At 64.7% G+C, this 16,483-nt stretch carries 14 protein-coding genes and 5 pseudogenes; 8 read left to right on the forward strand and 11 right to left on the reverse strand.

Going from position 1 to position 16,483, the window contains the following annotated elements; genetic code table 11:
* Positions 1-517: 517 nt before the first annotated feature.
* Together HGB39_RS36890 and HGB39_RS36895 are read left to right on the forward strand one after the other, a co-directional pair.
* Positions 518-2,059: an alpha/beta fold hydrolase gene (locus tag HGB39_RS36890; protein WP_043789891.1), complete on the forward strand. Its 1,542-nt coding sequence runs from the start codon at positions 518-520 to the stop codon at positions 2,057-2,059.
* A 191-nt stretch (positions 2,060-2,250) separates the two neighbouring features.
* Positions 2,251-3,607: pseudogene (locus HGB39_RS36895) on the forward strand (serine hydrolase domain-containing protein).
* Positions 3,608-3,656: 49 nt separating this feature from the next.
* On the opposite strand, the gene HGB39_RS36900 reads toward HGB39_RS36895, so the two are convergent.
* The 3 genes and pseudogenes from HGB39_RS36900 to HGB39_RS36910 all read right to left on the reverse strand — a co-directional run bounded on the left by HGB39_RS36900 (position 3,657) and on the right by HGB39_RS36910 (position 5,443).
* Entirely contained in the window at positions 3,657-4,007 is a 351-nt protein-coding gene (locus tag HGB39_RS36900; protein WP_162276255.1) for a hypothetical protein, read from the reverse strand.
* A gap of 61 nt (positions 4,008-4,068) precedes the next feature.
* A pseudogene (locus tag HGB39_RS36905) lies at positions 4,069-4,305 on the reverse strand (alpha/beta hydrolase); the annotation flags it as partial.
* An 85-nt stretch (positions 4,306-4,390) separates the two neighbouring features.
* The gene (locus tag HGB39_RS36910; protein ID WP_005566759.1) at positions 4,391-5,443 is read right to left on the reverse strand and encodes a beta-keto acid cleavage family enzyme; all 1,053 of its coding nucleotides are present in this window, start codon (positions 5,441-5,443) and stop codon (positions 4,391-4,393) included.
* 202 nt (positions 5,444-5,645) lie between these two features.
* Here HGB39_RS36910 and HGB39_RS36915 point away from each other — a divergent pair, with 202 nt between their 5' ends.
* From HGB39_RS36915 to HGB39_RS36935, 5 genes and pseudogenes are all read left to right on the forward strand, one after another.
* Complete coding sequence (locus tag HGB39_RS36915) at positions 5,646-6,650, forward strand: AraC family transcriptional regulator (RefSeq protein WP_005566758.1); 1,005 nt, start codon at positions 5,646-5,648, stop codon at positions 6,648-6,650.
* Positions 6,651-6,867: 217 nt separating this feature from the next.
* The gene (locus HGB39_RS36920; protein WP_085999968.1) at positions 6,868-7,275 is read left to right on the forward strand and encodes a carboxymuconolactone decarboxylase family protein; all 408 of its coding nucleotides are present in this window, start codon (positions 6,868-6,870) and stop codon (positions 7,273-7,275) included.
* A 56-nt stretch (positions 7,276-7,331) separates the two neighbouring features.
* Positions 7,332-8,690 (forward strand): MFS transporter, encoded by a 1,359-nt coding sequence (locus HGB39_RS36925; protein ID WP_005566754.1) that lies wholly within the window; start codon positions 7,332-7,334, stop codon positions 8,688-8,690.
* Between the two features lie 716 nt (positions 8,691-9,406).
* Positions 9,407-10,300 (forward strand): annotated as a pseudogene (locus tag HGB39_RS36930) (IS1380 family transposase); the annotation flags it as partial.
* Positions 10,301-10,502: 202 nt separating this feature from the next.
* On the forward strand, positions 10,503-10,856 hold the full coding sequence (locus HGB39_RS36935) for a hypothetical protein (protein ID WP_005562459.1): 354 nt from the start codon (positions 10,503-10,505) through the stop codon (positions 10,854-10,856).
* Positions 10,857-11,076: 220 nt separating this feature from the next.
* Here the strand turns inward: HGB39_RS36935 and HGB39_RS36940 are convergent, their stop codons facing one another.
* The 7 genes and pseudogenes from HGB39_RS36940 to HGB39_RS36965 all read right to left on the reverse strand — a co-directional run bounded on the left by HGB39_RS36940 (position 11,077) and on the right by HGB39_RS36965 (position 15,017).
* Positions 11,077-11,244 carry a hypothetical protein gene (locus HGB39_RS36940; RefSeq protein WP_005562458.1) on the reverse strand — a complete coding sequence of 56 codons (168 nt, stop codon included), beginning with the start codon at positions 11,242-11,244 and terminating at the stop codon, positions 11,077-11,079.
* A 364-nt stretch (positions 11,245-11,608) separates the two neighbouring features.
* Positions 11,609-11,743, reverse strand: a complete 135-nt coding sequence (locus HGB39_RS39745; RefSeq protein ID WP_267204075.1) for a hypothetical protein — start codon at positions 11,741-11,743, stop codon at positions 11,609-11,611.
* A 13-nt stretch (positions 11,744-11,756) separates the two neighbouring features.
* Positions 11,757-12,033: pseudogene (locus HGB39_RS36945) on the reverse strand (nicotinate phosphoribosyltransferase); the annotation flags it as partial.
* 105 nt (positions 12,034-12,138) lie between these two features.
* Positions 12,139-12,822, reverse strand: coding sequence for an ABC transporter ATP-binding protein (locus HGB39_RS36950; protein WP_005263744.1), 684 nt, complete (start codon positions 12,820-12,822; stop codon positions 12,139-12,141).
* A gap of 13 nt (positions 12,823-12,835) precedes the next feature.
* Positions 12,836-13,936, reverse strand: a complete 1,101-nt coding sequence (locus HGB39_RS36955; protein WP_005562456.1) for an ABC transporter permease — start codon at positions 13,934-13,936, stop codon at positions 12,836-12,838.
* On the reverse strand, positions 13,933-14,145 hold the full coding sequence (locus HGB39_RS36960) for a hypothetical protein (protein WP_005562454.1): 213 nt from the start codon (positions 14,143-14,145) through the stop codon (positions 13,933-13,935). Before HGB39_RS36960 ends, HGB39_RS36955 begins: the two co-directional genes overlap by 4 nt.
* A complete protein-coding gene (locus HGB39_RS36965; protein ID WP_168443005.1) occupies positions 14,112-15,017 on the reverse strand; it encodes a peptide ABC transporter permease in 906 nt (301 codons plus the stop codon). Before HGB39_RS36965 ends, HGB39_RS36960 begins: the two co-directional genes overlap by 34 nt.
* 191 nt (positions 15,018-15,208) lie before the next feature.
* Between HGB39_RS36965 and HGB39_RS36970 the strand changes: the two genes are divergently transcribed.
* Positions 15,209-15,517 carry a hypothetical protein gene (locus tag HGB39_RS36970; RefSeq protein WP_043787720.1) on the forward strand — a complete coding sequence of 103 codons (309 nt, stop codon included), beginning with the start codon at positions 15,209-15,211 and terminating at the stop codon, positions 15,515-15,517.
* A gap of 471 nt (positions 15,518-15,988) precedes the next feature.
* On the opposite strand, the pseudogene HGB39_RS36975 reads toward HGB39_RS36970, so the two are convergent.
* A pseudogene (locus tag HGB39_RS36975) lies at positions 15,989-16,306 on the reverse strand (integrase core domain-containing protein); the annotation flags it as partial.
* Positions 16,307-16,483 lie beyond the last annotated feature (177 nt).

A 16,483-nucleotide genomic window follows, 5' to 3' on the forward strand; every position in this document is an offset into this window, starting at 1 on the left:
ATGGTCAGTCCCATCCTCCGGCCCTACCCTCGACCACCACACCGACGTGATCGACACGCCGCTACGCGGGCGTTCTCACGTGAGGCAACGAAGGGGCTTACGCGGGCATTTTGGATGAGTCAACGCGACCTGTTGACTTTCGCAACACCTGGTGCTTTTCTGGTGCTACCGCCCCAGAGGAGAATCAATGGACGGCACTGTTGTGATGTGCTGGACGGGCTTCCTTTCATCATGACCACAGCGGGCAACTGGCCCGTCCCTGACGCCAATCGGGGAATCTATCGCACCGACTATCTCGTTTTGCGGCGGTGATCTCGCGCCGCCTAAGAATGCGTTCTCAACCGAGCTGGCCGACCGCACGATTCGATTCATCACCGAGCGTCTGCATAAGGATCGCCGGATTTCATCGGTTCTCAAACTTCCGGTATTGCTATGGGGTGTGCCAGGATTTATCTGGGTAAATACTCGGCCGAGCCCGATCACAAGGTTCGGGCGGTCGCCATTCAGGGTGGTCGACATGCGGTTTGTGAACCAGATAACGGCGATTGCGTTTGTCTCGATTCTCGTCAGCTCAGCGTGTAGCAACAATTCCGATCCGTCCAGTTCACCACCGACGACTGTGGCTCATCCGCCGGCGGAGTCTGTCGAAGGTCCGTGCGCGAAGACGCCGAATCCGGTCCCACTGCTGGAGAATGCTCGCTGCGGGGAATTGTTGGTACCGGTGAACCGCACCAAAGAAGACAGCGGAACCTTGCGCTTGGCAGTAGCGATCGTACCGTCGGAAACGCAGCCGCCGACAAAGACTCCGATCGTCTTTCTCATGGGCGGGCCCGGTCAGGATGGAGTCACGGATCCCCCGATCAACCCGGACGTCCCGCTGAACCGTGATCGCGATCTGATCCTGATGGGACAGCGCGGCAACGTGACGTCCAGCTCGCCGTTGCCCTGCCCGGAGATTTTCGAGTTCTTCGCCCAACGGATCGGAATGGCGTGGAACGCTGAGTCCACACGGGATGCGTACGTAGAAGCGGTAAAGGAGTGCCACGACCGCCTGGCTCCCACCGTTGACCTCTCGGCGTTCAATTCGACCGAGAGCACCTATGACCTGATTGATTTACGCATGGCACTCGGCCTCGAGAAGTGGAATGTGTTCTCCCACTCGTACGGCACCGACCTTGCGCTGATCTACATGCGTCAAGACGCCGACGCTATCGAGTCGATCGTATTCGACGGAGTGACGCCTCCATCGGCTGGTGCCCTGGGGTGGACCTGGGCCAGCGCTCGCCAAGCATTCGACAACATGGTCAAGGCGTGCGAGGACCAGCCAGCATGCAAAGAGCGCTATCCCGACCTGGGGGCAACGTTCATCCGGCTGGTCAACGAGCTTGAAGCGAAGCCCATCACCACGACGGTCAACGTTGAGGGTGTAGGAGACACGAAGGTTGTCGTCGACGGCGGAATGCTGCTGAACTGGTTTGTCCCCGTGGCTACCCATCTACCGAAAGAGTTCCCATCAACGGTCGATGAGCTCGCAAACGGGAATGCGCAGCCCATTGCGTCGCGTTGGGCCGAGGTTTGGGGGCATCCGGAGAGGGGCGCCCTCCATTGGGGCCTCACCCTGAGCATATGGTGTCGTGAATGGATCCCGTTCGAGACCGTCGAGCAGTCAATGCAACAGGCGGAAAAGGAATTCCCTGAACTGCCGGAGTCCGTTCGGGCCCAAGCGCCGCAGCTGCCGTTCCTGCGCGACGCCTGCGAAGTGTGGGACGTGCCGAAGGCCCCTGACTCGATCCGAGACATCACCGTGAGTGACATCCCTTCGCTTGTGCTGTCGGGAACCTACGACGGGCAGACCGGAGCGGTGTGGGGCGACTACATCGCGAAGGATCTCTCGCAATCCATAGTCGCGGTAGTGCCCGGAGCTGCACACGGTGTGTATGCAGAGCCACCGTGCGGAGCCGAGATAATCGCGTCGTTTTTCGACAATCCGGAGAAGCCGGACACATCCTGCACGGACACGACGCAACTGCCGGCATACGACATTCTCCCGCCACGCTGATGACGACCGAGGTGTTCGCCGTCGGTGGCCCTGAGTTGTCGCGCCGGGCGGTGCTTGGCGGGGCGGTCGCCGGGTTGGCGGTGCTCGTATTGCCGGCATGTTCGTCGAAGGAGTCGACCACCACAGCTACGAGCGTCCCGACGAACGCGACGGAAGCGTTCAACGAGCTCGACGCCAAGATCGACAAGGCGATGAAGGACTACGCGATCCCCGGGGTTGCGGTTGGCGTCATTGCCGACGGTGAGGAGTACATCAAGGGGTACGGGGTCACCAATGTCGACCACCCGACACCGGTGGACGGCGACACCCTGTTCCGGATCGGCTCCACGACGAAGACGTTCACCGGAACGACCGTGATACGCCTCGTCGACGAGGGCAAGGTCGATCTGGAGGCACCGATACGCCAGTATCTGCCCGATTTCGCGGTCGCCGATCCAGAAGCCAGCGCCACGGCGACGGTGCGACAACTGCTCAACCACACGTCGGGTTGGCTCGGTGACGATCTCCAGGACTTCGGTCGAGGCGACGACGCGATAACCAAGTTTGTGGCGTCGATGACCCGGCTCCCACAAAAGACCCCGCCGGGCACGGTCTTCGCTTACAACAATGCGGGGCTGGTTGTGGCGGGGCGGATTGTCGAGGTCGTGACCGGATCGGTCTACGAGGACGCCGTCCAGAAGATGCTGCTGGACCCGCTCGAGTTAAGTCACACCCACTTCTTCTCGGACCAGATAATCGGCCGGAATATCGCCGCCTCACACAACGTCGACGACGGAAAAGCCGTTGTGGATCCGGGTTTCTGGTTCTTCTCGCGCAGTTGCAACCCGACCGGATCGTTGATTTCCAGCGTGCGGGATCAGGTGCGCTACGCGCGCTTCCACCTCGGCGACGGCACTACACCCAAGGGAGATCGGTTGATGAGCAAAGACTCGCTCATCGCCATGCGTTCCAATCCAGGCGTCGGCGGCACGCTTCAGGTCGAACTCACCGGCATGGGAGTGTCATGGATGCTGCGGCCGTCCGCGGAGGACGATCGTCCAACATGGCGGGACCTGGGCGGGTCAACGATCCGGGTTCTTCATGGTGCCCAGCCGTGACTTCGCCATGACCGTGCTCACCAATTCCGAGGGTGGAGGGAAACTGCTCAACGAACTGTTCGCCGAGGACTGGTCGCTTCGCCGCTTCGCCGGAATCAGCAACCTGCCCGCGACGCCCCAGAAGTTGAGCACGGCCGAGTTGGCGCCCTACGAGGGGGCGTATGCCACTGACGACATCGATCAATCGGGCACCCTGGGGACCGTCGTGATCAACTTCCGCGGCAAAGATGGCCAGCTCGTCGGCAACATGAGCGACGCCCCGGATGGCATCTACCTGCCGGATGAGCAGACAGTCCCGAATCTCGGTCTTGCGCTTTACAGGACCGACTATGGGCTCGACCTTGGCCCCGACCTCAAACCCACCGGCACCCGATCCAACTTCGTTCGGGGGTCCGATGGGAATGTCGCCTGGTTCAGCAACCACGGACGGCTCTACCGGCACCTGCAGTGAATAGCCGATCTACCCCGGGGAAGCCGGTGGCGCAATGCGAAATTTTGAATCAGTTCACAGTCCTGGCTTTTGCTGTGGTTCTCGCCAGCGGGGCATGTTCGAGTTCGCCGTCCAGCTCGCCGCCGACCACCGTGGACCATCCGCCGGCGCAGTTTGTCGAGGGGCCCTGCGCGAAGACACCGGAACCGGTGCCACTGCTGGCCAACGCTCGCTGCGGAGAGCTGGTCGTGCCGGCAAACCGCACAAATGCAAATGGTCCGACTATGCGGTTGGCCATCGCGATCATTCCCTCGGAAACGCAGCCACCCACCAAGGAACCAATCGTGGGGGCCGGATCGGTCATCTGATGCAGTACCGGGGCGGTGGATTGGATAAGGTCTATTATCGGAACTTCGATCATGACTGCCTGACAGGATATTTGGTACATACTCCGGTCTCCGGCCTGCTCGTGGTGTTCGCAGGTGCACGGCGATCAGGACACCGGCGCTGTGCGCAACAGGACCACCTGGCCCCTCGACCTGGGCGAAGACCGCGTCGAGAGCGGCGATCCGGGCCGCCGGCCTCAGCTTGTCGTGCGCGAGCGGCGGAACGACGCGCACCCTGTCGAGTCGATCGGCGAGCAGAGTCTGCGAGTGCTCGGCGACGTGGTCACGCAGGCCGGGCGCGATGACCACGGTCGGTCCGCCGTTGCTGTTCATCGCTCTACCAAAGATGTTCTCTCACAGAATGACCGGCGGGGCCCCGACGTTCACGTCGGACCCCGACCTCGGTCAGCGGTTCAGGTCAGGCGTGCCGGGTGAAGCCGACCTGACCGGGCTTGCGGTTCGGCGCAAAGCCCAGCTTGGCAAGGGTCTCGTCCGCGTCACGGTAGGTTTCGCCGATCCGGTAGATCTCGCGGGCCTCCTTGCCGGTGGCAACCTCGCGGCCGAGTTCGCCGGCGATCCGGACCAGCTGCTGGATCTGCTGGACCGAGGTGAATTTCTCGCCCTTGCGGCCCCAGATGGTGTCTTCGTTGCCGCAGCGGGTGTGCAGGCCCATCGCGATCGCCATCGCGTTGACCGGCAGCACGCTGCGCATCAGGGTCTCGAGCGTCAGGCACGCACCGTCCGGGACCCGCTGGATGAAGTTCATGATGTTGTACGGGTTCGGGCCGTCGAAGCCGCCACCGATGCCGACCCACGTTAGATTCAGTGGGCCGGTGTACACGCCGCGGCGGATCAGCCGTTCCACGGTCTCGAGCTGGGGGATGCTCGACAGCTGGAAGTGCGGCTGAATGCCCTTGGCCTGCAGCCGGCGCAGGTGCTCCTCGACCCACGTCGGGCCGGCGGGCACCGTCATCTCCCGGTAGGTCTCCATGAGCTCCGGACGCGCGAGCGACGTGCCGGCGATGTCGTCGGCGGTCATCAACTCCATGATGTTCATCTGGCTGGTGTTGATGGCGATCGTGACCTGGTCCGGGGCGGGGTCGAGGTCGGCCAGCATGTGCCGGGTATCGTCGGAGAGCCACTTCGCATCGGCGCCCTCACCTTCGGGCGCGAACGAAATGGAGCCGCCGACCTGCAGGATCATCTCCGGCACCGCCTCGCGCAGCCCGGCGAGGAGCTCGTTGAACTTCGAGAGCCGCTTGGAGCCCTTGCCGTCGAGTTCGCGCACGTGGATGTGCAGGACGGTGGCGCCGGCCTCGTAGCAGTCCACCGCCTTCTGGACGTGCTCGTCCATCGTCAGCGGCAGGTCCTCGCGGAAGTCGTCCGGCTCCCACTCCGGGCCGTACGGAGCGGCGGTGATGACCAGCTTCTCCTGGTTTTCGGGGAAGAGCGCGTCGTCGTGGAAATGCATTGTGAGACTCCGTTTCTCGGTGGGTCGAACGGATGTGGGGAAGGGGCAGAAGGCCTGTAGCGCTGCCGGCGCTTGCCGTTATCTTTGTGACGTCACTAACACGACAGTAGTCAGGAGACCCCCAACACACTTACCCTTGCGGGACATATTTATTAACCGTTAGGGACATCCCCGGTCTCGCAGCGGCCGGAGAGGAATCACGGTGTCAAAGCCCCTGGCGCGTTACGCCGCACTGACCGGATACGTCGAGCTGGGACGCTCGCTGTCGATCGACCCGGTCCAGTTACTGCGCAGCGTCGACCTCGACCCGGCGGGCCTCGAGATCCAGGACCGCTGGGTGCCGGCCGCCGCCGTTGCTCGCCTCCTCGAACTCTCGGCCGCCGCTTCCGGTCGCCAGGACTTCGCCCTCAGACTCGCCGAACGTCGGCGCCTGTCGACCCTCGGCCCGCTCAGCGTGAGCATCCGCGAGGAACTGGATGCCCGCAGCGCGCTGCGGATGCTGATCCGCTACCAGCACACCTACAACGAGTCCCTACACATCCGGGTAACCGAACGCGACGGTCTCTCCGCCATCGCGCTCCACGTCGAACCCGGCGAACCGATGCCCGTTCGCCAGTCCGTCGAGCTCGCCACCGCCGTGACCCACCAACTGCTGCATTACCTTCTCGGGGACCGATGGCAGCCCGTGTCGGTGTGTTTCGAACACGGACGACCCGACGACGACAGCACCCACCGCCGCATCTTCGACGCACCCCTGACCTTCGGCGGCGACTACTCCGGGATCGTCACCTACACAAGCGATCTTGATCAGGTGAACCGACTCTCCGATCCGCTGCTGCGCAACTACACGCAGCAGTTTCTCGATGACCTGGCGGCGCCGGAGGAGCCCACCCTCACGATCCGGGTCCGTGAACTCGTCGAACTCCTGCTGCCGACCGGCCGCTGCTCGGTCGAGCAGGTAGCCCGGAGCCTCGGAGTGGACCGGCGCACCGTACACCGACACCTGGCCAAGTCGAACCTGACCTTCACCGGGGTCGTCGACGCGACCCGCGCCGAACTCGCCCGGCGCATGGTGACGGGCCGGCGCCACACGTTCACCGAGATCTCCGAGATGCTGGCGTTCTCCGCACCCAGTAGCTTCTCCCGCTGGTTCCATCAGCAGTTCGGCATGAGCCCGCGCGAATGGCGCAAACGCTCGGAGGGCTGACCGATCGCCCGGGCCGGTGTGTGAACGAACGGTTCACGGCCGCCGAGAACCTGAACGGTCCGGTCACTCGGAAGCCTGTCCCGAAATGTACAGAATGACGTCCCGGAGGGTTAACTACCCCGAGCGCGCCGGAGCTAACGTGATGCACACCACATTCGCTGTGAAGGACAGCCTGCATCACGCCCCATTTGCCCCTTCTCTGTGAAACGAGTGCCGCGTGCCGATGAACCCCGACCCGATCCCCACGCCGACCCTCGACGCCATGCGTCGTGACGGAAACTGGAACCCCCTGTGGAACACCCTGTCCGACTGGGATCCGGAGTGGACCGAGCAATTCATGGCGATGAACGCCACCCCGGCCCGACGCGGGGTCCTCACTCCCGAGTTCGTCGAACTCCTCAGCATCGCGATCGACGCCGCCGCCACCCACATGTACGCACCCGGCGTGCGACGGCACATCCGGATGGCCCTCGAACTCGGTGTCTCCCGCGAGGAGATCCTCACCGTTCTGCAGATGGTCAGCGTCCTGGGTATCCATGCCTGCAACCTCGGCGTCCCCATCCTCGAAGAGGAACTCGACGCTCACGAACGTCGCCAGATCGCCGCGCCGCGCACTGCACCCTGATCCCCGACGTCCGCACCATCACCCCACTTCGGTCCAGTCGCCCCCCAGGAGCCCCAATGGGACTGTCCACCACCACCGATCAGCCGGCCGAACCCGCCGTCGACCCCCAGTTCACCGGGACCGCCGCCGAGCGACCCGCGACCGGCCGCCGGATCTACCCGTGGCTCGTGTTCGCGCTCACCTTCGGCTTGCTGCTATCCGACTACATGTCCCGCCAGGTGCTCAGCGCAGTCTTCCCGTTCCTGAAAGCCGAATGGGCCCTGTCCGATTCCCAGCTGGCCTCGCTCACGAGCATCGTCGCCCTGATGGTCGGCCTGCTCACCTTCCCGCTGTCGCTGCTCGCCGACCGTTGGGGCCGGGTGCGGTCGCTGATCCTGATGGCGGTGCTCTGGAGCATCGCCACCCTGTTCTGCGCGGTGGCGGCCAACTACGAGCAGCTGCTCGCCGCCCGCTTCCTCGTCGGGGTCGGCGAGGCCGCCTACGGCAGCGTCGGTATCGCGGTGATGCTCAGCGTTTTCGCGCCCCGCGTCCACTCCACTCTCAGCGGTGCGTTCATGGCCGGCGGCTCGTTCGGTTCGGTCGTCGGCGTCTCGCTCGGCGGAGTCATCGCTGTGCACCTGAGCTGGCGGTGGTCGTTCGCGGCGATGGCGGTGCTCGGCCTGATCCTCGTCGCCATGTTCCGGGCCGTGGTCACCGAACGTCGGCTGGCCGCGCACGCGGTCGACCAGGACGCCGCGCCGGTCGCTCGCCCCGACAGCCGCCCGATCCGGGTCCCGGTCTCGACGCTGTTCACCAACCCTGCCGTCTGGTGCGCGTACCTCGGCGGCGGACTGCAGATTTTCGCCTCCGCCGTGCTGCTCGCCTGGACCCCCAGCTTCTTCAACCGCTACTACGGCATGGCTCCGGACAGGGCCGGCGTGATCGCCTCGGTCTTCGTGCTGCTGATCGGCACCGGCATGGTGGTGTGCGGCATGATCACCGACCGCGTCAGCCGCCGCAACCCGGCCGGGAAGTGGTCCAGCGCCATCGCGTTCTGCGTCATCTCGCTGGCCGCCCTCGGCGTCGGACTGCAATTGGAGACCGGTGCGGCGCAGCTGACCCTGATCGGCATCGGCGCCTTCTTCTCCGCCGGCTCCTCCGGTCCCACCGCGGCGATGGTGGCCAGCCTGACGCACCAGTCGGTGCGGGCCTCCGCCCTCGGCAGCCTCACCGTCGCCAACAACATCCTGGGACTGGCCACCGGACCGTTCGTCATCGGCATCCTCGCGGACCATCGCGGCCTGCTCGGTGCACTGCAACTGGCCCCGCTGGTGTACCTGCCGGCGATCGTGGCACTGTTCGTCGGGAGGCGGATATACGCGTCAGGCCTCGCGAAGCTCGCGGCGCAGAGTGCCGCCGCAGCAGCCAAGGCCTGACCCGCGGCCGCCCCGGACGGCACCTGCTACACCGCCAAGTCCAAACAGATCACCCTGCTCGAGACCTGGGGCGGGACATGCCGGTGACCCCGGAGGGTAGTGCGAACCGTCGAGCCACTCGAAGATGGCTCCACCCGCTGATTGTGGCCAACGATTCGGCGGGAGGACGGGATCCCGACGAAGCCCGGGATGCGGAGTGTGAACCATTATGCAGGTCTCTTCGGACCGATCTGGTGTCAGAAGATCTGTGCACCGCCCATAAGAAGCCCTGTTCGGCGTGCAGTCAACTTCTGAAAGTGACAACGGGTTCGCTGTGGGCAGTGGTCATCGCGTGGTCCTTCATCGAGTGACTTTGGTCGGTCTCTCGAAGAGTCACGCGATGGCCGCCTTCATTGGGCTACGACACGCCGGTCAGATTCGGATCCGGTCCGTACACCATCTTCATGGACGCAACCAGACACCGATCGCGGCAGCGAACCGTGTGGGATCGGCTAAACCTGGATGCACCGATCCGGATGAGTCCGTGGGTGGGTCGTAACGGCGAAATGCCCTGTCGTAGTGGAAGAATTGAACTTCTCACAGAAACAATTCGGCCACGACGAAGGGCATCTCGTAGATGCAACTATCTCACACCCGACCCGTCGCGGCGGCGAGGTTCGACGACCCGAATCTCGTGTCGACCGCGGGACTGATCCCGGTGATGGCATTGGCGCAGGCCAGTGATCCTCACCCAACGCCTGCGCCGAGGAGCCTGCGGCTCCCCGCGCGGCGCCGCCCGCATGGTCTCCGATTCGCTGGCCACCGTCGACCGGCTGCGTTCGCAGACCGGCGGGGCGAGCGGGGACGGTGCGTCGAAACCCCTGATTAGGTGCGATTCGGCGTTCTACGGCCACCCCACCATTGGTGCCGCGATTCGCGCCGGCGCCGATGTGTCGGTGACCGTGCGCCTGACCTCCACCATCAAACGTGCGATCGCCTCCATCGGCGACGACGAGTCCTCGTGGACGCCGATCCAGTACACCGACGCCCTCTACGACGAGGGCACCGACACCTGGATCTCGCGGGCGGAGGTCGCCGAGATCCCGTTCACCGCGCTCGCGTCCCAGAAGAAGGCACACCACGTTGCGGGACGGTTGGTCGTGCGGCGTATCCCCGACCTGCGACCACCCAAGGACGAGGGACAGGGCACGTTGTTCGACATCTGGCGGTTCCACGCGTTCTTCACCACCACCGACCCCGACGAGGTCGGTACCGTCGCCGCCGACAAGACTCACCGTCAGCACGCCGTCATCGAGCAGGTGCATGCGGATCTGAAGAACTCTGCTCTCGCGCATCTGCCGTCGAACTCGTTTTCGGCGAACGCCGCCTGGCTGGTCTGCGCGGTGATGGCGTTCAATCTCACCCGCGCTGCCGGCACCCTCACGGCTGACCCGAAGCTGACGAAAGCGACCACTGGCACCCTCCGGCGCACCATCGCCTCGGTCCCCGCGCGAATCGCGTCTTCGGCCCGACGGTTGACGCTGCACCTGCCGACCGACTGGCCGTGGGAAACAGCGTGGAACACACTGTTCGACAGAACGTTCGGTCCCAATCACCCGATCATCGTCTAACGTCCGCGACACCTGCCCGCCCTCGACGCGAAAGAGCAAGTGGAACAACCCGACACGAGAGGTCGGATGCTCAACCATGCCCACATACCGACCATTGCTGCACACCGAAACTCACCCCGACTGGATCAGCGAATCGGTGCATTCGGGCTAAATGCAGCAGGGTCGCTATCACCTGTCCTGTTGGATCGCTACTGTGCCAGGTGTGAGGGAACCGGTGCTGGATCGGCACGTCGACGTTGCACAGCTGTGGCAACTGGCCAGTGAGGCGGCCCGGAAGGGCGAGAAGTGGGGGCAGCGCAAGAAGTCGGTGAGCGACGCCATGGTGACCTACTACGCCCAGCTGCGACGTGACAGACGCGGCGCGAAACGGTGGGTCGCCGAGGTCGTTGATCTCCTGGGATATTTCGATCTGTCAGCGGACTGGCGCGCAGTTGAGAAAGGCCTGCAAATACTCGACCAAGCTGACGGTGACGTCACCGGTGCCGGTGCTGAGCTACAGCGGCTGGAGGTCGTGCCGGCTTCCTCGACGAAGAACTCTCTCTTCAAGAGCTCCTAGTAGGGCGGAGTCAGGCGAACCGCTCGCGTTCGCGATCCCTCGTCGAGGACGTCACGCGTCATTGGAAGATCGACCAGATCGCCGCGACGGCGAGCGTGACGATGAGGGAGCCGGGGCTATAGCCTCGTTCGGCCTGGCCCAATGAGGGCTAACGGTGCACCGGTTTATCTGCCCTGGATAGGTGTGCGCTACTTCGGGTTGTAATTGCGGCGGGCTGCGCTCATGAACCCTTCAGGAACCTCAAATAGAACGCCGCGAACACCAGGACGATGCCGACGTTCACCAGCAGCCGCTCCCAGAAGTGGTGCCTGAAGACCAGGACGTCCACGCCGACCACGACGGCTACCAGCGCGAGCACGTAGAGCACGACGGCTGCCTGCCTTCCCATCTTCCCGTTCTACTCCGCGCGGTCGCAGCGAGAGGGAGGGCCGGTGCTCGGATCGGAGGTGCCCCAGAAATGACCGTTACTGGGACATCGAAGGCTGAGACACCTGCACCGTATGACGGAGCGGTGAGGGGCAGTGAGCACAAAAACAAGGCGTTGCGCCGCGCGCTGGACCGGGCATTCCAGCCCGACTGACCACAAGGAGAACCACCATGCCCAGAACGCCACATCCACGACTTGGATACAACTGGCATCTCCGAAAGCTGATGGCGGTCAAGGCCTGTTCGCTGGGCGGGGGTAGTCGGTCGGTTGGGGCCGTATCTGAAGCGGACCCCGGTGATCGCACAGATCGGGGCGTTCCGCAGCGCTAGCCGTTGCGTTGGATGTCTCTGCGTTGCATCTCGCGGTGATAGGCCCGCAGCTGACGCGGATACCGATACGCGGTTGGGACGCTGGCCAGGACGAGGAGAGCGACCACGAGGTAGTCACTGGATTCGGGCACGGTCGTCGCCTCCGTTCGCGATGGTCCCGCACGTCGATGAGCGCGCAAGAAGATTCGACGTGCCGGCAGCGCCGGCGAGGTAGTTCGTCCGAGCCACCTTCAGCGCCGCGTCGCCTGCCGTGGGCACGGCGCGCCCCGAAGGCCACGACCATCCGCCCGCGCGCGGCAACGACCACACGCGCGGCTTTGCTGCGATCACGCTTTGAAGGTGAATCTGGCTGCAAACGAAGTCTCCACCAGCTGCGCTTCGATGATCGACGCGATCCGTGCACGATCGACTCGTTCGGGAAGTCGGGTCGAAAGGTTTCAGGCACTGCTGGCGGCGCTGGGAACACGTTCGGACAGAAATTGTAGTAATGAGCTTTTCAGGCGCCATCTCTGGCCCAACGTCCACGTCACGAAATTGCGGCATCACCGAGGACCCCGTCGATGATATTGAGGGTGCGATCGGCGAAGAGGGTCATCCTCGGGTCGTGGGTGACGATGACCGCGGCGGTGTCGCGGGCGCGGACCTCGGTCACGATGAGCTCCATGACTTGTTCCCCCAGCTTGGTGTCGAGCGCCGACGTCGGCTCGTCGATGAGCACCAGGTCGGGTTCGTTCATGAACGCCCGGGCCACCGCCACCCGCTGACGCTCCCCGCCGGAGAGTTCGGCGGGCAGGTTGGCCGCGCGTTTGTTCAGTCCCAACTCGCCGAGCAACTCATCGGCGCGAGCTGCCGACTTCTTCTTGTCACGCCGGCCGAAGTCGGCCACCACAAGCAGGTTCTCGCGGGCGGTGAGGAAGGGCACCAGGTTCACGCTCTGGAACACGAAGCCGACATTCTCGCGCCGAAATCTGGTGAGCCGCTTTGGGTCATATTCGCTAATGTCGTCTCCGGCAACCACCACCCGGCCGTCCGACGGCGACAGCAGCCCCCCGGAGATGGACAGCAGCGTTGTTTTGCCCGAGCCCGAGGGTCCGACCAGTGCAACGATCTCCGCGTCGCCCACCTCGAGAGAGGCATCGTCCACCGCGACGATCTCGGCGTCGCCCGACCGATAGACCTTGCGGACGTTCTTGAGTTTCAGTGCGGTCATAGCTTTCCTGGCCTCAGCTGATAGCAGTTGCGGGATCGATACGGACGACGCGGCGCAGGGAGATCGCAGAGCCGAGGGTCGACATGACGACCAGACCCACAACGACCTCGATTGCCCGGCCCGCGCTGAGTTGCAGCGGCACCTGCGGCGGGATCACACTGGCTACGGCTAAGGCCAGCAGGGCGCCCAGCACGAAGGACACGACCGTGATCACGACGGCCTGCAGGACCACCTGCCCGAAGAGCTGGCCGCTCGATGCGCCTATGGCCTTGAACACGGCGTACATCCCGAGGCGTTCGATGGTGAGCAGGACGAAGAAGAGCGCTACCACCAGCGCCGCCACGAAGAACGTGGTGTCGATGATGGCGTTGAATGTCGACCGCTGCTGCTTGATCCCCGGCAGCGAGTCGACGGCGAACGAGCGCGTCACCGTCTGTGTCTTTCCGCCGGTGGCGGCGTCGATGGCGGCCGCCACTCGGGTGGGGTCGGCGCCGGCAGCGGTCGAGACCGTCAGCACCTGGTAGGTACCGGGCGCCAGCACCTGGTCAGGGCGGGCCGAGCCGAGCGCCTCGCGCCACGTGTCGACGGTGCCCCACAAGCCGCCCTGGAGCACGAAGTTGGTGTCGGACACCCAACCCACGACCGACACCGGGTACCGCTTGGGCCCGAGCAGCAACGTGTCGCCCGTCTTCACGCCGTAGGCCGTCAGGCTGGTGTCCGCGTAGACCTGGCCAATCTCCTCCGGCGGCGCGGGAACACCGCGCGGCGCGCGCTGATAGCCGAAGAGCGCCACGCTGGCCTCCGTGGACTGGCCGGGTACTTTGGCCCCGAGGAGGACGGTCCCGAAGCCGCCGACCTGCTCGACACCCGGCACGCGCTCGACTTGGGCTGTCGTCGCAGCGTCGATCCGCGAGCGGAGCACCGACAGCTTGGCGTCGGCGGCGTAGGACACAAGCGCACCCGGCTGGGCCCGCAGCGCCCCGGTGAATCCGTTGTAGAGGCCGTCCAGCAAGCCTCCCAGAGTCAGCAGCAGCGCGGTGAGGAGCACCAGAGCGACGACCGCGGGCGCAAACCGCCAGGGCCGGCGTCGTAGCTCCAGAAGCGCCACCTTCATTCGATGCCCCCGACCCCGGGGCGGCCAACGGCTTGAAACGGATCGATGCGCAGCACACGCCATACCGAGACGGCCACCCCCAGCAGCGACAGGCCCACCACCACGACCGTGCTGATGACGAGCGCGCGCGGATCGATGGCCAGCGGGAGGCCGGTGTTGGCCACCGCGGTGGCCGTCACGAGCAACCCCACGGCGACCAGCAGCGCCACGCCCAGCACCAGGACGACCTGCTGGATGAGGCCGCGCACCAGATAGCTCGCCGGTGCCCCACCGCTCGCAGCAGCGTCAGGGCTGCAGTCTTCTGAACGGTCAGGATCAGGAAAAAGAATCCGGTCACGAGGGCGACTACTACGACAGCGAGCGCCAGCACGATGGCGAACGACCCCTGCGTCGATGAGACGCCCGGCGCATTGGCCACCGCGTCGCTGCGCGACAGCGCGGTCACCTGCGGCACCGTGGCGTTGATGGACGCGGCGAGCGCCTTCGGGCCGACGCCCGACGACGGGATCACCGCCACCGCCGAGGGCAACACCATGGTCGCGTCGGGGTTCGCCGCCTTGCGCAGAGCGGTGAACGTGTCGAAGGTGACGAACAGGGTCGGCTGCACGTTGAATTGACTCTGCCCGGTCAGCCCGACGATGGTGACTGGCGACCCCCCGGCGGCGGTGGTCACCGTGTCGCCCAGGGCGAAGCTTCTGGCCTCGGAGCTGGCTACCCCCTCGCCGGGCGCGGTGGCCAGTCGGCCACTGATCAGTTTCGTGGGCTGGCCCGGCTTGCCTGCTTCGGCTCCGATCACGGCCACGTCGATCTGCTGGCCTTTGGCCAGCAAGGTCATCGTCGCCTCACCCAGCGATCCGAGCTGGCCCACGCCGGGCACGGCGGCCACCTTGGCAGCGATCTCAGGGCTCAGCACGCTCGCTTCGAGGCTATTGCGAGCTTCGGAGCTGTAGACCAGGACGGTGCCGGACTGGTTCTGCAGGGCACCGGTGAAGCTGTTGAGCAGCGAGGACGCCAACGTCTGCTGGAAGAACACCAGGAACATGAGCAGGCCGATCGCCCCGGCGAGCAGACCGAAGCGCACGGGTGCACGTCGGATCTCCCGGCTGGCCAAGAACACGACTCGAACCCTACTGACACGACGGCGCCTGCGCGTCAGAACGCGGCCCTGCACTACCTACGCGCCGTCCTGGTCCACATCGAAATTCTGCCCGACCGGCTCGAACCCTCGGACGGCTCGAACCCCTCGGACGGCTCGAACGGTGGCTCGACACAGTGCTCGAAACCCTGCCGTCACAACAGTTGTCACTGATCAGACCCTACGCACAATGGAGTGTGCTGCGCCGGGCCCGGCGACGCGCCATCCGCCGCCGCTACACCGACCACAGCGCCGCCTCCGATCGCAACAAGATCCGAATCGCGATCCGGCTGCATCCGGTCGCCACGGCCAGATCGATGTCCAGACGACAAGGTTCGGTTCGACAGCTTTCCGAGTACGCCACGATGCCGATCGCCAGCGCTTCGATCAATCCAGGTGACCCTCAAAGGGCCGGCGCCCGCGTTGTGGGTGTCGGACGTTTCTGAGACAGGCCTTCGTGGGTTGGCGGCCCACGCACCACAGCGCGGATGCCTTTGTTCCGGTCGATCCGTAGCCGCAGCCGGCCCGGCGGAGCCAAGCGGACATCTAAACCGACCGGATTGAGGCTGATTCACCGGCCACAGGTTCGCCGAGGAGCGCCGATCTCCGGCGTGCCGGTATAACGTAGGCCAAAACGGACCCTGGTGACCGCAGAACGGGACTCAGCCCGTTTTGCCTCCTCGGCCGACTTCGGTAACAGCGGACGAAGCGCGGTTACCGTCAGCTGCTGTGCTCTAGAAGTCGTATCGACAAGACGTGCGGGCGTCCGTCGAAAAGGTTAGGTCGTTGAGCAGTTGCTGGTCGCAGGTTGCTAGCGCCCCGGAACCCTGGAAGGTCGTACGCGATGCCGACGATGTTCGTCCTAGAACTGATTGAACCAGACGGTGAGGTTGCCCCTTGAAGGTGGACACCGGATTTCATGCGGCGACTGACAGCGTAGACGACGCGATCAGTCGTTGTTCGAACTCCACCGGGGTGAGGTATCCGAGGGCGGAGTGACGGCGACGTCGATTGAAGTACGAGAGCCACTCGAACAGCTCCAGCCGTGCCTGCGACTTCGACGTCCAACTCCGTCCGTGCAGCCACTCCCTCTTGAGTCCTTGGAAGAACGACTCGGCGAGAGCATTATCGTAACTTGACCCGACCCGTCCCCGACTCTGCTGGATCCCATGACGGCGGCATACATCGAAGAAAGCTGCTGCGGTGTACTGCGTTCCGCGGTCGCTGTTAAACCGAATTCCGCTTAACAGCGATTATGCCGAGGTTTTTGTTAAGCCGAGGAATCGGGGGGCGGGTCTGGTCAGTTGCCTGTTTCTGTCGGATTCTTCGGCTTAACGATTCAGGTTCATCGCAGGCTGTAGAGGGCTTGCAGTGCGTCTTCGGCGAGGGGGTGTTCGGCGGGGTCGCCGGGT

Source organism: Rhodococcus opacus, assembly GCF_012396235.1.
Classification (GTDB): Bacteria; Actinomycetota; Actinomycetes; order Mycobacteriales; family Mycobacteriaceae; genus Rhodococcus_F; species Rhodococcus_F opacus.

What these genes read in the sequence shown, in the direction of transcription:
- HGB39_RS36925 (WP_005566754.1), top strand. Translation starts at nt 7,332, where the DNA reads ATGGGACTGTCCACCACCACCGATCAGCCGGCCGAACCCGCCGTCGAC.
- HGB39_RS36950 (WP_005263744.1), bottom strand. Translation starts at nt 12,822, where the DNA reads ATGACCGCACTGAAACTCAAGAACGTCCGCAAGGTCTATCGGTCGGGC.
- HGB39_RS36900 (WP_162276255.1), bottom strand. Translation starts at nt 4,007, where the DNA reads ATGATCGAAGTTCCGATAATAGACCTTATCCAATCCACCGCCCCGGTA.
- HGB39_RS36890 (WP_043789891.1), top strand. Translation starts at nt 518, where the DNA reads ATGCGGTTTGTGAACCAGATAACGGCGATTGCGTTTGTCTCGATTCTC.
- HGB39_RS36955 (WP_005562456.1), bottom strand. Translation starts at nt 13,936, where the DNA reads ATGAAGGTGGCGCTTCTGGAGCTACGACGCCGGCCCTGGCGGTTTGCG.
- HGB39_RS36940 (WP_005562458.1), bottom strand. Translation starts at nt 11,244, where the DNA reads ATGGGAAGGCAGGCAGCCGTCGTGCTCTACGTGCTCGCGCTGGTAGCC.
- HGB39_RS36910 (WP_005566759.1), bottom strand. Translation starts at nt 5,443, where the DNA reads ATGCATTTCCACGACGACGCGCTCTTCCCCGAAAACCAGGAGAAGCTG.